The 14,965-nt window shown below is 52.0% G+C and carries 12 protein-coding genes; 5 read left to right on the top strand and 7 right to left on the bottom strand.

Annotation, left to right across the window (positions count from 1 at the left end):
* Positions 1-156 precede the first annotated feature (156 nt).
* The 6 genes from napC to aegA all read right to left on the bottom strand — a co-directional run bounded on the left by napC (position 157) and on the right by aegA (position 6,775).
* Positions 157-759 carry a cytochrome c-type protein NapC gene (gene napC / locus D8682_RS21820; protein ID WP_064544554.1) on the bottom strand — a complete coding sequence of 201 codons (603 nt, stop codon included), beginning with the start codon at positions 757-759 and terminating at the stop codon, positions 157-159.
* A gap of 8 nt (positions 760-767) precedes the next feature.
* Positions 768-1,205 (bottom strand): nitrate reductase cytochrome c-type subunit, encoded by a 438-nt coding sequence (gene napB / locus D8682_RS21815; protein ID WP_064544552.1) that lies wholly within the window; start codon positions 1,203-1,205, stop codon positions 768-770.
* Positions 1,206-1,215: 10 nt separating this feature from the next.
* The gene (napA, locus tag D8682_RS21810; RefSeq protein ID WP_121815124.1) at positions 1,216-3,702 is read right to left on the bottom strand and encodes a nitrate reductase catalytic subunit NapA; all 2,487 of its coding nucleotides are present in this window, start codon (positions 3,700-3,702) and stop codon (positions 1,216-1,218) included.
* On the bottom strand, positions 3,699-3,962 hold the full coding sequence (napD, locus tag D8682_RS21805; protein ID WP_064544547.1) for a chaperone NapD: 264 nt from the start codon (positions 3,960-3,962) through the stop codon (positions 3,699-3,701). Before napD ends, napA begins: the two co-directional genes overlap by 4 nt.
* Positions 3,952-4,443 carry a ferredoxin-type protein NapF gene (napF, locus tag D8682_RS21800; protein ID WP_121815123.1) on the bottom strand — a complete coding sequence of 164 codons (492 nt, stop codon included), beginning with the start codon at positions 4,441-4,443 and terminating at the stop codon, positions 3,952-3,954. Before napF ends, napD begins: the two co-directional genes overlap by 11 nt.
* A gap of 331 nt (positions 4,444-4,774) precedes the next feature.
* Complete coding sequence (gene aegA / locus D8682_RS21795) at positions 4,775-6,775, bottom strand: formate-dependent uric acid utilization protein AegA (protein ID WP_121815122.1); 2,001 nt, start codon at positions 6,773-6,775, stop codon at positions 4,775-4,777.
* Positions 6,776-7,225: 450 nt separating this feature from the next.
* Between aegA and narQ the strand changes: the two genes are divergently transcribed.
* From narQ to acrD, 3 genes are all read left to right on the top strand, one after another.
* A complete protein-coding gene (narQ, locus tag D8682_RS21790) occupies positions 7,226-8,941 on the top strand; it encodes a nitrate/nitrite two-component system sensor histidine kinase NarQ (protein ID WP_121815121.1) in 1,716 nt (571 codons plus the stop codon).
* Positions 8,942-8,973: 32 nt separating this feature from the next.
* Entirely contained in the window at positions 8,974-9,618 is a 645-nt protein-coding gene (gene narP / locus D8682_RS21785) for a nitrate/nitrite response regulator protein NarP (RefSeq protein ID WP_064544536.1), read from the top strand.
* Positions 9,619-9,768: 150 nt separating this feature from the next.
* Positions 9,769-12,885 carry a multidrug efflux RND transporter permease AcrD gene (gene acrD, locus D8682_RS21780; protein ID WP_064544534.1) on the top strand — a complete coding sequence of 1,039 codons (3,117 nt, stop codon included), beginning with the start codon at positions 9,769-9,771 and terminating at the stop codon, positions 12,883-12,885.
* 86 nt (positions 12,886-12,971) lie between these two features.
* Here acrD and ypfM read toward each other — a convergent pair whose 3' ends face one another.
* Positions 12,972-13,031, bottom strand: coding sequence for a protein YpfM (gene ypfM, locus D8682_RS21775; RefSeq protein WP_087867655.1), 60 nt, complete (start codon positions 13,029-13,031; stop codon positions 12,972-12,974).
* Positions 13,032-13,446: 415 nt separating this feature from the next.
* Here ypfM and D8682_RS21770 point away from each other — a divergent pair, with 415 nt between their 5' ends.
* Both D8682_RS21770 and dapE read left to right on the top strand, forming a co-directional pair.
* The gene (locus D8682_RS21770) at positions 13,447-13,803 is read left to right on the top strand and encodes an ArsC family reductase (RefSeq protein ID WP_121815120.1); all 357 of its coding nucleotides are present in this window, start codon (positions 13,447-13,449) and stop codon (positions 13,801-13,803) included.
* 4 nt (positions 13,804-13,807) lie between these two features.
* Entirely contained in the window at positions 13,808-14,935 is a 1,128-nt protein-coding gene (gene dapE / locus D8682_RS21765) for a succinyl-diaminopimelate desuccinylase (protein WP_064544529.1), read from the top strand.
* The last annotated feature ends 30 nt before the right edge of the window (positions 14,936-14,965 follow it).

The raw sequence follows: 14,965 nt of genomic DNA, 5'->3' as shown, positions 1-14,965 counted from the left end.
TCCACAACGAGTTAGGGGAGCCGATAATCATAGGCTGCTAAGTGGGTAAGCGTCAATTTGATTACCCTCACCCCGGCCCTCTCCCACAGGAGAGGGAGAGAACCGAACCCGTTCCTTCTCCCTCAGGGAGAAGGTCAGGATGAGGGTGGTTACAGACTAAAAGCCATTTTTTACTTCGCTCATATCCGGCAACTTATGTGCAATCCCCTTGTGGCAATCCACACAGGTTTGCCCATCTTTAACTGCTTTATCGTGCATTTTCGCCGCTACAGTTTTCTGCGCGGTGAAATCCATGTAGTCAAAGTTGTGGCAGTTGCGGCACTCTTGCGAGTTGTTGTCTTTCATCCTGCGCCACTCGTTTTGCGCCATCGCCAGACGATGGTCATTAAACTTTTGTGGCGTGTCGATTATGCCAAACGCTTTGGCATACAACTCTTTGCTGGCCTGAAGTTTACGGATAATTTTCGGCACCCACTCGTGCGGGACGTGGCAATCCGGGCAAGTGGCCCGCACGCCGCTACGGTTGTTGTAATGCACGGTCTGCATGTATTCCTCGTAGACGTTGGCACGCATTTCATGGCAGCCGATACAAAATTCTTCGCGGTTAGTCATTTCCATGCCGGTGTTAAAACCGCCCCAGAAAATAATCCCACCAGCGAAGCCAATCAGCAGCAACGTGCCCAGAGCCAGGCGGCTCGGGCGACGCCACCACTGCCATATACGGCGGATGATGCCGGGTTTACCGGTTGATTTATCCATAATGGCCCCTAGTTTCCAAAGCCTTTAGACGGCGTGAAGGTATTTTCCACAATCGGTGTCGCATCGGTTTGAGGAACATGACATTGCAGGCAGAAATAGCGGCGCGGTGCGACGTTCGAAAGCACTTTGCCATCGCTATCCATGAAGTGCGTCGGGCTGACACGCGGCGCTCCTGTGGTGCGGTAATGTTCAACGCCATGGCATTGCAGGCAACGGTTAGTGTTTTTGCTCACCTGATAACCGTCAACGCTATGCGGGATCATTGGCGGCTGGTTCACGTAGTTGAGCGCCATGCGCCCCTGCTGTTTAGGCATTTTTACCGAACCTTCCGGCGTGCCTGAAACTTCAGGAGATGGTGTGAGATCGACGCTGTTCGCCGCCCACAATGCGCCACTCACCAGCAGCGTCAATGCCGCCATCCATTTGAATAACATTCTGTTTTTCATGATATCCCCCTTACACCTTCGCCAGTTTGACAGCGCATTTCTTATAATCCGTCTCTTTTGAAAGCGGATCGGTCGCGTCGAGCGTCAGGTTATTGACCAGTTGCGCGGCGTCGAAGAACGGCATGTACACCAGCCCCTGCGGCGGCTTGTTACGACCACGGGTTTCGACAATCGAAATCACTTCGCCACGGCGTGAAATCACTTTCACTTTGTCGCCACGACGCAAATCACGCGCTTTGGCATCAAGCGGATGAATAAACAACACCGCTTCCGGGAAGGCACGATGCAGTTCCGGTACACGGCGTGTCATGCTGCCGGTATGCCAGTGTTCCAGCACGCGCCCGGTGGATAACCACAGGTCGTATTCCTGGTCCGGGGATTCTGCCGCAGGCTCAAATGGCAGTGCGAAGATCACCGCTTTGCCGTCGGGTTTGCCATAGAATTTGAAGCCTTCGCCCGCTTTCACATACGGGTCGTGGCCTTCGCTGTAGCGCCACAGCGTTTCTTTGCCATCAACCACCGGCCAGCGTAAACCGCGCGCTTTGTGGTAATCATCAAACGGTGCCAGGTCATGCCCGTGGCCACGCCCAAAACTGGCGTACTCCTCAAACAGCCCTTTTTGCAGGTAGAAACCTAACTCGTGGGATTCGTCATTCAACTGCCCTTCAGCCAGTTCCGTGACCGGGAATTTGCTGACACTGGAGTTGGCAAACAGCACGTCAAACAGCGTTTTGCCACGATACTCCGGTTTCTGGTCGAGCAATTCAGCTGGCCACACTTCTTCAACTTTGAAGCGCTTCGCAAACTGAACGAGCTGCCAGAGATCGGATTTAGCCTCGCCCGGCGCTTTAACCTGCTGACGCCAGAACTGGGTGCGGCGTTCGGCATTGCCGTAAGCGCCTTCTTTTTCCACCCACATTGCGGTTGGCAGGATCAGATCCGCGCTTAATGCGCTGATCGTCGGGTAAGGATCGGAGACAATCACGAAGTTGCGCGGATCGCGCCAGCCCGGCATTCGTTCTTCGGTAATGTTCGGCCCGGCCTGCATGTTGTTGTTACACATCACCCAGTAAACGTTGAGCTTGCCATCTTTCAGCGCACGGTCTTGTGCCACGGCATGTAAACCGACTTTCGCCGGGATGGTGCCAGCAGGAAGTTGCCAGGTGTTTTCGACGATTTGGCGGTGTTTCTCGTTGGTGACCACCATGTCGGCTGGCAGGCGGTGAGAGAAAGTCCCGACTTCACGCGCCGTGCCACAAGCCGAAGGCTGGCCGGTTAACGAGAACGGCCCACAGCCAGGCTGGGAAATTTTGCCGGTCAATAAGTGGATGTTGTAAACCAGATTGTTAGCCCAGACACCGCGTGAGTGCTGGTTGAAGCCCATCGTCCAGTAAGAAATGACTTTCTTGTTCGGGTCGGCGTACAACTTCGCCAGCGCTTCGAGTTGGTCTGTCGGTACACCGCTCATCTCAGCGGTTTTTTCCAGCGTGTACTCGGCAACGAACGCTTTGTAATCCTCAAAGCTCATCGGCTCGGAGGCATCAGACCCTGGGTTTTTGGCGGCTTTTTCCAGCGGATGGGTTGGGCGCAAACCGTAACCAATATCCGTCACGCCTTTGCGCAGATTCACATGCTGCTTAAAGAACGATTCGTTGATGGCGTTGTTCTGAATGATGTAGTTCGCGATGTAGTTAAGAATCGCCAGGTCGCTTTGCGGCGTAAACACCATGCCGTTGTCGGCCAGCTCAAAGCTTCGATGCTCGAAAGTCGAAAGAACCGCGACGTTAACATTTTCATTCGACAGACGACGGCTGGTGATGCGCGACCATAAAACCGGATGCATCTCGGCCATGTTCGAGCCCCACAGCACGAAGACGTCGGCCTGCTCGATGTCGTCGTAGCAACCCATCGGTTCGTCCATGCCGAAAGTGCGCATAAAGCCCACCACCGCCGAAGCCATGCAGTGGCGCGCGTTCGGGTCGAGGTTGTTAGAACGAAAACCGGCTTTGAATAATTTAGAGGCAGCGTAACCTTCCCAAACCGTCCACTGACCGGAGCCAAACATCCCGACCGCTTCCGGCCCTTTTTCCTTCAGGCTGGCTTTAAATTTTTGTTCCATGATGTCAAAGGCCTGCTCCCAGCTGATGGGAGCGAATTCGCCTTCTTTATCGAACTGGCCGTCTTTCATGCGCAACAGCGGCTGGGTAAGACGGTCTTTTCCGTACATGATTTTTGGCAGGAAGTAGCCTTTGATGCAGTTCAGGCCACGGTTTACCGGCGCATCAGGGTCGCCCTGGCTTGCCACTACGCGTCCATCTTGTGTGCCGACTAATACGCCACAACCGGTGCCACAAAAACGGCACGGGGCTTTATCCCATTTGATGGCGTCTTGTTTCCCGACAACGGCTCGGGCAACGCTCGGTACGCTAAGACCTGCGGCAGCCGCCGCGGCTGCAATAGCGTTCGCTTTCATAAAGCTACGACGACTGAGTTTCATGGTGTTTCCTCACCTTGCTCATCCTGCTGGTGATAAACCAGCGACACCGCCAGCACACCCGCAATATTGCGTGCCGACTCAATTTGATTCAGCAGCACATCACTGCGCGCTGCCTCCATAACCACGACTAATTTGCCGTGTTCAGCATCACTTGCTGCAACTTCGCTGCCCGGTAGTTCGTTTATTGCGGCGCCAACCGCGAGAATATTGTGGGGTTGGGCCTGAACCACCAGGCCTGCGACGTGCCAGTTAGCCTGCATTTGCGTGTCTCATAGTGATGGCTGAAACCGGACAACCGGCAATACATGCGCCGCAAGCGGTGCAATCAGCGTGGTTAAGTAGAGGTTGTGCGATGCCTTGTAGCGAGGGGCGAAAGGCAATCGCCTGAGTTTCGCAACTGTCCTGGCAACTGCGGCACTCGATGCTGTTTCTGGCAAGGCAGTTATCGCCAATCGACAAGGTATGTTCCCAGGGGGAAACCTCGCGTTTAAGAAAGATTTTTTCAGGGCAAGCTTGCGCGCAGGCGTAGCAGAAGGTGCATTCACCGTGGGCAAAGTTAACTTCGGGATAGCCACCCTGACCGCGTTTTAAAACACGTGTTTCACAGGCCGACAGGCAGGCATCGCAGCGCGTGCAATCCACCAGAAAATGGTTTTCATCTCCGCTCCAGGGTGGGCGGAAGGCAGTCGAGGAGCGTTGAAAGCTCCCGGTGAGTAATCCACGTCGGGAAAAATTAGCCATAAAGCACATCCTTGCATCACAAGTGCCGAGGTCGCGACGGCGAAACCAGCAAAAATAATTATGCTATTTCCGTAATTTTTATGAGGTTTTGTAGGGTGGATAAGCGAAAGCGTCATCCACCATTTGCACTCGTTTTGTCGGATGACGCTGCGCTTATCCGACCTACGAAGAGCTTAGTCATCAACCCTGGTTTTTATGAGCGTTACCATATGTGACGAAGGGGTGGTAGAGGCATCACCCTTTAGGGGTAAATACAGGGGTGGGATCAAAAAGGAATTCGTTTTGTAAAACAAACACTCACCCCGACACAAAGCCGGGGTGAGATTTGCCGTTAATTCAGGCGCTGAGGGGGAACCGCCAGATATTCCATTATTCCCGCAGCGGCATGGCGGCCTTCCGCCATCGCGGTCACCACCAGGTCGGCTCCACGTACCGCATCGCCCCCGGCAAAAATTTTTGGGTTGCTGGTTTGGTATCGCAATTTATCCTCAACGCTGGCGATGATTCGCCCCCAGCTGTCGAGTTTCACGCTGTGCTCTTCCAGCCACGGCATACCGTGCGGGTGGAAGCCAAATGCCATAATCACCGCATCTGCTGGCATCACAAATTCGGAACCTTCAATCGGTTCCGGACGACGGCGACCTTGTTCATCCGGCTCACCCATGCGCGTGCGCAGCATGCGAATTCCAATCACCTGGCCACTTTCATCAAGCTCAATGTTCAGCGGCTGCACGTTGAACTCAAACAATGCCCCTTCTTCGCGGGCATTTTTGACCTCTTTTTTGGAGCCCGGCATGTTGGCTTCGTCGCGACGATAAGCACATGTCACCCGCTCCGCCCCATGGCGTAAAGAAGTGCGCACACAGTCCATTGCCGTGTCACCGCCGCCCAAAACTACCACCTGCTGACCCGCCATATTGATGTACGGTTCATCAGGTAATTCAGGCAGCCCCATCACCTGTTTGGTGTTAGCAATCAGGAACGGTAGCGCGTCGTAAACCCCTGGCGCGTCTTCGTTTGGCAGCCCGGCTTTCATTGAGCGGTACGTGCCAACACCAACAAATACCGCATCAAACTCAGCCAGAACCTGTTGCAGCGGAATGTCACGACCCACTTCAGTGTTGAGTTTAAATTCGATACCCATCGCACTGAAAATCTCACGACGACGGCTTAATAACGATTTATCCAGCTTGAACGCAGGAATGCCAAACGTCAGCAGCCCGCCGATTTCTGGATGGCGGTCAAACACCGTGGCCTGAACGCCGTTTCGCGCCAGAATATCTGCACAGGCAAGCCCAGCCGGGCCTGCGCCAATCACCGCGACACGGCGGTTTGTCGGTGTGACATAAGAGAGGTCCGGCGTCCAGCCGCTCGCAAACGCATTATCGGAAATATAACGTTCAATATTGCCGATGGTGACAGCACCGTATTCATCTTTGAGGGTACAGGCACTTTCACATAAGCGGTCTTGCGGGCAGACGCGTCCGGTCACCTCCGGCAGGCAGTTTGTCTGATGCGATAGCTCGACCGCTTCCAGAATGCGCCCTTCTTTGACCAGTTCAATCCACTGTGGAATATGGTTGTGCAGCGGGCAAGTCCATTCACAAATACTGTGTTCACCGCATTTCAGACAGCGGTCGGCCTGGCTTTCCGCCTGGATTTTATCGAAGGTACGATAGATTTCACCAAAGCCGGTTTTGCGTGGTACCAGGTCAATTTTGTCGGGGTCTTGTCGCGCTGGTGTGGCGCGCATTTTGTTCACTTTGGTTAAGTCAGCAGCCAGTAACGGCTGTTGCGCCATGTGTTGCTGCGCGCTACTGTGCCACGGCTGAGATTCCTGAGCCGCTGAGCGTAAACGTCGGGCTTTTGCCAGCCCAGCAAGTGTTTCACTGCTGATGAGTTTCAGTGCTTTGCTGGGGCAGTTTTCTACACAAGCCGGGCCATTTTCACGGTGCTGGCATAAATCGCATTTATGGGCGCTGGCTTTTACCGACCGGCCATCATTAAGCGGAACGGTGATGATTTGCATGGCACCAAACGGGCAGGCTACCACGCAGGATTTGCAGCCGATGCACTTGCGCTGGTTAACCTGCACACTCTCTCTGACGCGGGATATCGCTTCATTTGGGCAACTGCTGGCACATGGGGCATCTTCACAATGGCGGCAAGTCACGGCATTGCGTCGTCCCTCATGTTTAATCACCGCAATCCGTGGCTGGAATTGTTGGCTGGTCAGAACATGCTTTTCATCATTGTGGGACATCACACATGCCACTTCGCAGGCATGGCAGCCAATACATTGTTGAGCATTAGCGAGAACAAAACGATTCATCTTTACCCCTTGCCTGTTATCAAGAACAGAAGGCGATTACTCGTTAGCATTCAAGTTGCAGGTAGGCGGCCAGGGAGCTTATCCCGATGAGCTTACTTAAGTAAGTGATTCGGGTAAGTGAGTGCAGCCAACACCCCTGCGGCTTGAAGGATGACGGGTAAATTTTTTATGGGGTGATGTTATCACCTGGGTAACCAATCACTGGCAATGGTCATTTGCCCAGTTTGCTCTGAAATCTGCTAATAACCTGGTACGGATCAATTTCTTTTCGTGTTTGATGAAACCTCGTTTTTCTGCGTTTTGTTATGCAGCAGTTATGCTTGTGATGTCACAGAGTTAATTCCTAAGCCCTATTTTGGAAGATATGCCGAAATATAAACAACCAGGATTTGTGACGAAGCCAGTTTCTGGTACGTTTCGCTCTCTATTATTTCGACGGGTAAATATTTAGTGATAGTAAAACGCTCGGTTTCCACGAGCCTGGCCCGCGCCTTTTTTTATATTATTTTGCTATCGCTGCTTTCTACAGGCATTGCGATGCTTACCCTTGCGAGCAGTTTACGTGATGCCGAAGCGGTGAATGTCGCAGGGTCATTGCGTATGCAAAGCTATCGCCTGGGTTATGATTTGCAGGGCGACCGTGCCCATATCGATAAGCACCTTGAGCAATACAGCCAATCATTACTCTCACCTGCCCTGCTTAAAATCGAGAAATTCTGGGTGCCAGCGGAAGTCCGAACTCGCTTTGCCACAATTAATTACGCCTGGGCGGAGATGGAACAACACATCCGCCAGGGCGATTTGCAATGGTATCGGGCAAACATCGCAGGCTACGTCGAGCAAATCGATCTCTTTGTGCTGGCGCTTCAGCATTATGCTGAACGCAAAATGATGCAGGTTGTTATCGCCTCGGTGGTGGGTTTTATTGCCATTTTCACGCTGGTGTTTTTCACGTTACGCCGCTTCCGCCAGCAGGTGGTGGCTCCACTCAATAAACTGATGGAAGCCAGCCGCGCTATAGAGCGCGGTGAATTCGATTACCCGCTATTGAGTATGCAGTTGCCGAACGAACTGGGTTTGCTGTCACAGACCTTCACTCGCATGTCCGGTGAGTTGAAGAAACTTTATCGCTCACTTGAAGAGAGCGTGCAGGAAAAAACGCTGGATTTACAAGAGGCCAACCGCACACTGGAAGTCTTGTACGCCTGCTCGCAAGCACTGACGGTCAGTACCATCGATCAACACTGTTTCGAGCGCGTGTTGCAGCAAGTAAGACAGAAAACGCAGGTCAATTATCTTGAGATGAAAACCGGTGAAAACTGGAAGATACAAAACGGCGTTCAACATAATGATCAGGCATGGCAAACCTTGCCGATTGTGCTTGAGGATAAAGAACTGGGTCTGCTCCGTTGGCAAGCCCCACAAGGTGTTCCACCGCTGCCGCTGATGCAAAGCCTGGCCAATATGCTGGGGCGCGGGCTCTATTTCAATCAGGCGCAAAAGCACTATCAGCAGCTATTGTTGATGGAAGAGCGCGCGACCATTGCCCGCGAACTGCATGATTCGCTGGCGCAAGTGCTCTCCTATTTACGCATTCAACTCACCTTGCTAAAACGTGCAGTTCCGGCCCAGAACCAGCCTGCACAGCACATTATTAATGATTTTTCCCAGGCATTGAATGATGCCTATCGCCAGTTACGCGAGTTGTTAGCCACCTTCCGCCTGACGCTCCAGCAAGCAGACTTACCTTCGGCATTGCAGGAAATGATCGCTCCGCTGCGCAAGCAGACCGACGCAACTCTCACTCTGGATTGTAATATTCCGACTCAGGCGTTAGATGCCTCGCAGCAGGTGCATTTACTGCAAATTATTCGCGAAGCTGTGTTAAATGCGATTAAACATGCGCATGCCACTAAAATATCCGTAAGCTGTAGCACTTCACGCTCAGGAATTCATACTGTGAATATACTCGATGACGGCACTGGGATTGCCAGCCTGACCGAACCCGAGGGACATTACGGACTTAACATCATGCAGGAACGTGCCACCCGTTTAGGTGGTGAGCTGGCTATTTCCCGCCCTCCTCAGGGTGGGACTTTGATTGCGTTGAGTTTTAGATCGCCACCGGCAGAACAAGCGACGCACGAAACATCCATAAATTTATAATGATAAAAATGTGAAACATATTGGGGTATATGATGAGTGAGAAAACTGTCTGTCAGGTGTTGATCGTTGATGATCATCCGTTAATGCGTCGTGGCATCCGCCAGTTGCTGGAAATGGATGACAGCTTTCGCGTGGTGGGTGAAGCCAGCAGCGGTGCTGAGGCTATTAGTCTGGCGAATCGCCTGGCTCCCGATCTGATTTTGCTCGACCTCAATATGAAAGGTTTGAGTGGGTTGGACACGCTCAATGCGATGCGTCGTGATGGTGTCAGTGGGCGTATCGTGGTGCTGACGGTATCTGATTCACGTAGCGATATTTTCACGCTGATTGATGCCGGTGCCGATGGATATTTGCTGAAAGATAGCGATCCCGACGTGCTGCTCGAAGATATTCGTCGTGGAGCCACTGAGGGCGAAGCCTATAGCAAACAAGTCGCGGAATATTTACGTACCCGCAGTTTCGAAAAATACAGTGAAGATCCGTTTGCCGTGTTGACCGAACGTGAATTAGACGTGTTACAAGAAGTCGCCAGAGGGTTATCAAATAAACAAATTGCTTCAGGCCTGCATATTTCTGAAGAAACCGTGAAAGTGCATATTCGCAATTTGCTGCGTAAACTTCAGGTTCGTTCCCGAGTCGCAGCAACCGTCTTATATCTTGAACGTCGTGGCTTTTAACATCGCCAACAGCAAACCGATTCCACTACAGAGCGCGAAGATTTTTTACAATATCTCCTCAATTTCTCCACGTTTGGACCTGCGGTAAAGGCTACAGTGACGACTGAGACTCATAATCACAATCTGAAGTACTAACGAGGTCCTGACTGAATGGCGAATTTCTTTATCAATCGCCCCATTTTTGCGTGGGTATTAGCCATTATTTTGTGCCTCACTGGTTTGCTCGCGATTTTCTCTCTTCCTGTCGAACAGTATCCAGACCTCGCACCGCCAAACGTGCGTATCACCGCAAACTATCCAGGTGCATCGGCACAAACGCTGGAAAACACGGTTACGCAGGTGATTGAGCAGAATATGACCGGGCTGGATAACCTGATGTATATGTCGTCACAAAGCAGCGCCACCGGCCAGGCTAGTGTGACACTGACATTTATTGCAGGAACCGATCCTGACGAAGCCGTGCAACAGGTGCAAAACCAGCTGCAATCCGCCTTGCGTAAGCTTCCGCAAGCGGTGCAAACCCAGGGCGTAACCGTCAGGAAAACCGGCGATACCAATATTTTGACGCTCGCTTTCGTTTCTACTGACCACAGTATGGATAAGCAGGACATTGCCGATTACGTCGCCAGTAATATTCAGGAACCGCTGAGCCGTGTGAACGGTGTCGGCGATATCGACGCCTTTGGTTCGCAGTTCTCAATGCGCATCTGGCTCGATCCGAACAAACTCACTAGTTACCAAATGACCGCCAAAGACGTGACGGACGCCATTTCCTCCCAAAATGCGCAGATCGCCGTTGGGCAATTGGGCGGCACGCCATCGGTCGATAAACAGGCATTAAACGCCACCATTAATTCGCAATCCCTGTTACAAACGCCAGAGCAGTTTCGCGATATTACGCTACGGGTGAACCAGGACGGCTCCGTTGTCACCCTCGGTCAGGTGGCCACGGTGGAATTGGGGGGAGAGAACTACAACTACATCAACCGCTACAATCGCGACCCGGCATCCGGCCTTGGCATCAAGCTGGCTTCCGGCGCGAATGAAATGGCGACGGCGGAAAGAGTTCTCTCTCGCCTCGACGAACTGGCCCCCTATTTCCCCCACGGGCTGGAATATAAAATTGCCAATGAAACCACCTCTTTTGTTAAGGCCTCCATTACCGATGTAGTCAAAACATTGCTGGAAGCCATCGCGTTGGTTTTCCTTGTCATGTATTTGTTTTTACAAAACTTCCGCGCAACACTCATTCCCACTATTGCCGTTCCAGTGGTCCTGATGGGAACGTTCGCGATTCTCTATGCCTTTGGCTACAGCATTAATACGTTGACCATGTTTGCTATGGTGCTGGCGATAGGTTTGCTGGTGGATGACGCTATCGTGGTGGTGGAAAACGTCGAGCGCATCATGACCGAGGAAGGGTTATCGCCCAAAGAAGCGACCCGAAAATCAATGGGCCAGATTCAGGGCGCATTGGTAGGCATCGCGATGGTGCTTTCAGCCGTATTTGTGCCCATGGCCTTTTTCGGTGGCACTACCGGAGCTATTTACCGCCAGTTTTCCATCACGATTGTTGCCTCCATGGTGCTGTCAGTGCTGGTGGCGCTGATCCTCACCCCAGCGCTGTGTGCAACATTATTAAAACCGCTGCACAAAGGTGAACAGCACGGACAAAAGGGCTTTTTCGGCTGGTTTAACCGTATGTTTAACCGCAATGCCTTGAGATACGAAAATGCCGTTGGCCGGATTTTGCACCGCAGTCTGCGCTGGATCCTGGTTTATGTTCTGCTGCTGGGGGGCATGGTAGTGCTGTTTTTACATCTGCCCACTTCATTTTTACCGCAGGAAGACCGCGGAATGTTTACCACCTCGGTTCAGCTTCCAAGCGGTGCGACCCAGCAACAAACGCTACAGGTTGTAGAGCAAGTGGAAGATTACTTTTTCAGCCATGAGCAGGAAAATATTCTCTCCATCTTCGCCACCGTAGGCTCCGGTCCAGGGGGGAATGGTCAGAACGTCGCACGTATGTTTATTCGTCTGAAAAACTGGGACGATCGCGATGCTAAAACCGGCACTTCATTTGCCATTATCGAGCGAGCCACCAAAGCATTTAACCGCATTAAAGAAGCACGAGTCTTCGCCAGCAGCCCGCCTGCTATCAACGGTTTAGGCAGTTCGGCAGGTTTTGATATGGAATTGCAAGATCACGGTGGCGTCGGTCACGACGTGCTAATGGCCGCCAGGGATCAGCTTTTGGACCTGGCGGGGAAAGACGATCGCCTCACTCGAGTGCGCCACAATGGCCTTGATGACAGCCCACAGTTGCAAGTCGATATTGACCAGCGCAAAGCTCAGGCATTGGGTGTCTCCATCGACGATATCAACGACACCCTGCAAACAGCATGGGGTTCAAGTTATGTGAATGACTTTATGGACAGGGGTCGCGTGAAGAAGGTGTATGTGCAGGCGGAGGCGAAATACCGCATGCTGCCGGAAGACATTAACCAGTGGTATGTGCGCAACAAAGACGGCGGAATGGTGCCTTTCTCGGCGTTTGCCAGTTCACATTGGGAAACCGGTTCGCCACGTCTTGAGCGCTACAACGGCTATTCAGCATTAGAAATTGTCGGCGAAGCAGCACCAGGCGTCAGCACCGGTACAGCAATGGATATTATGGAAAACCTGGTGCACCAGTTACCTGGCGGGTTGGGTCTTGAGTGGACAGCGATGTCCTATCAGGAACGCCTCTCCGGTGCGCAAGCGCCAGCGTTATACGCCATTTCCCTGTTAGTGGTTTTCCTGTGTCTGGCTGCACTTTATGAAAGCTGGTCTGTGCCGTTCTCGGTGATGCTGGTTGTGCCATTAGGGGTAATCGGTGCGTTACTTGCCACCTGGATGCGTGGGCTGGAAAATGACGTCTACTTCCAGGTCGGCCTGCTGACAGTCATTGGGCTATCAGCGAAGAACGCCATATTAATCGTCGAATTTGCCAATGAAATGAATCAGAAGGGTCAGGATTTGCTGTCGGCTACGCTGTATGCCTGCCGCCAACGTTTACGCCCAATATTAATGACTTCTCTGGCATTTATCTTTGGCGTGTTGCCGATGGCCACCAGCAGTGGCGCAGGCTCCGGTAGCCAGCATGCGGTGGGGACAGGCGTGATGGGCGGGATGATTTCTGCCACGATACTGGCGATATTCTTCGTTCCCCTGTTCTTTGTGCTGGTGCGGCGGCGCTTCCCGCTTAAAGAGCATGCTGAAAAGTAGTCCACAAAAAAGCGACCTGAACAGGTCGCTTTTTGTATGGCTCAAAGTGTATTGAGAATAAGAGCATCATGCTCTTGCTGTTAGTTTCATTTACGAAGCATATCTTCGATGAAATCTTTCCAGTTCCCTAGTTCGTGTTCGATCATAACCGCCTCTCTTATAACTGCTCTAATTATACGTAATCCCTTCCATGGAGTGAAGCGACGATACTTAGTGGCTTCACTGGCTATCATCAAATATTGAGAGTCGACTGCGTATTGCGTTAATTATCAGCTCAGCAGGTAATTTAAAATGTGACGACGAACTTGAAACAAAATGATTCACCAACTTTCGGATTTTTACCCTGTAGGCCACGAAAAATCTGACTTATCGCAGCGTTCAAAGGCTCCGAGTTTATGTAACATCTAATGGCTATAAATTAACCACCCCGGTAAAAAGAAACGCTATTACCTAACTTTTAGATTAGCTATTAGGCTATATTTTGCCTTGCGACTTTTTTATCATTTTAATTATTCTAATTACCTGCATAAATAATCACCTCTAAAGATAAGGATTGACTCCGTGATAATTCTCTACGGTATTAAAAACTGCGACACCATCCAGAAAGCACGCCGCTGGCTGGAGACTCAAGGTGTGGATTATCAATTTCATGATTATCGCGTCGACGGGCTGGATGCGGATTTATTGAATAGTTTCATCGCGCAGTTAGGCTGGGAAGCGCTGTTAAATACCCGAGGAACAACATGGCGGAAACTCGATGAAGCCCATCGGGCGAGCATAACTGACGCGCAGAGCGCAGCGGATCTGATGATTTCAATGCCTGCAATCATCAAACGCCCATTGCTCTACGCGCCCGGTCAGCCTATGCTGCTGGGTTTCAATGAATCGAACTATCAGCAGTTTATCAACGAGGTGTAGTCCTATGTCTTGCCCAGTTATTGAGCTGACGCAACAGCTTATCCGCCGTCCTTCCCTGAGCCCAGACGACGCTGGCTGCCAGGCGCTGATGATTGAGCGACTGCGTGCTATCGGTTTTACTATCGAGCACATGGATTTTGGCGATACACAAAATTTCTGGGCATGGCGAGGAAAAGGCGAAACGCTCGCGTTTGCTGGCCATACCGACGTGGTACCTTCAGGTGACGCCGATCGCTGGATTAACCCGCCGTTTGAACCGACTATCCGCGATGGCCTGCTGTTTGGCCGTGGTGCAGCTGATATGAAAGGCTCGCTGGCAGCCATGGTGGTTGCGGCAGAGCGTTTTGTTGCACAGAACCCGCGCCACAAAGGCCGCCTCGCGTTTCTGATTACTTCAGATGAAGAAGCCAGCGCCAAAAATGGCACGGTGAAAGTGGTTGAAACCTTGATGGCGCGTAATGAGCGCCTCGATTACTGCCTGGTCGGAGAACCGTCCAGCACTGAAGTGGTCGGCGATGTGGTGAAAAATGGTCGTCGCGGCTCATTGACCTGCAATCTCACCGTACATGGTGTGCAGGGGCATGTTGCTTATCCGCATCTGGCCGATAACCCGGTGCACCGCGCAGCACCGATGCTGAACGAATTAGTCACTATTGAGTGGGACAAAGGAAACGAGTTTTTCCCGGCCACCAGTATGCAGATTGCCAACGTTCAGGCCGGAACCGGCAGCAACAATGTCATTCCTGGCGATTTGTATGTGCAATTCAACTTCCGTTTCAGCACCGAACTGACTGACGAAGATATCAAACAGCGCGTGATTGCCCTGCTGGATAAATATCAACTGCGCTATACCCTCGACTGGTGGCTTTCCGGCCAGCCGTTCCTGACCTCACGCGGCAAGTTGGTCGATGCGGTAGTGAATGCAGTTGAGCACTATAATGAAATTAGACCGCAACTGTTGACCACGGGCGGCACGTCAGATGGACGCTTTATCGCGCGTATGGGTGCGCAGGTGGTGGAGCTTGGGCCAGTCAACGCGACCATTCATAAAATTAATGAGTGTGTGAACGCCGCAGACCTGCAACTGCTTGCCCGTATGTATCAACGTATTATGGAGCAGCTTGTCGCCTGACAGGCTGCGCAACTTAAGTGAGGTATTGGC

The sequence above is a fragment of the Buttiauxella sp. 3AFRM03 genome (assembly GCF_003675305.1).
Lineage (GTDB): Bacteria > Pseudomonadota > Gammaproteobacteria > Enterobacterales > Enterobacteriaceae > Buttiauxella > Buttiauxella ferragutiae.
This window is presented reverse-complemented; position numbering and strand designations above follow the sequence as displayed.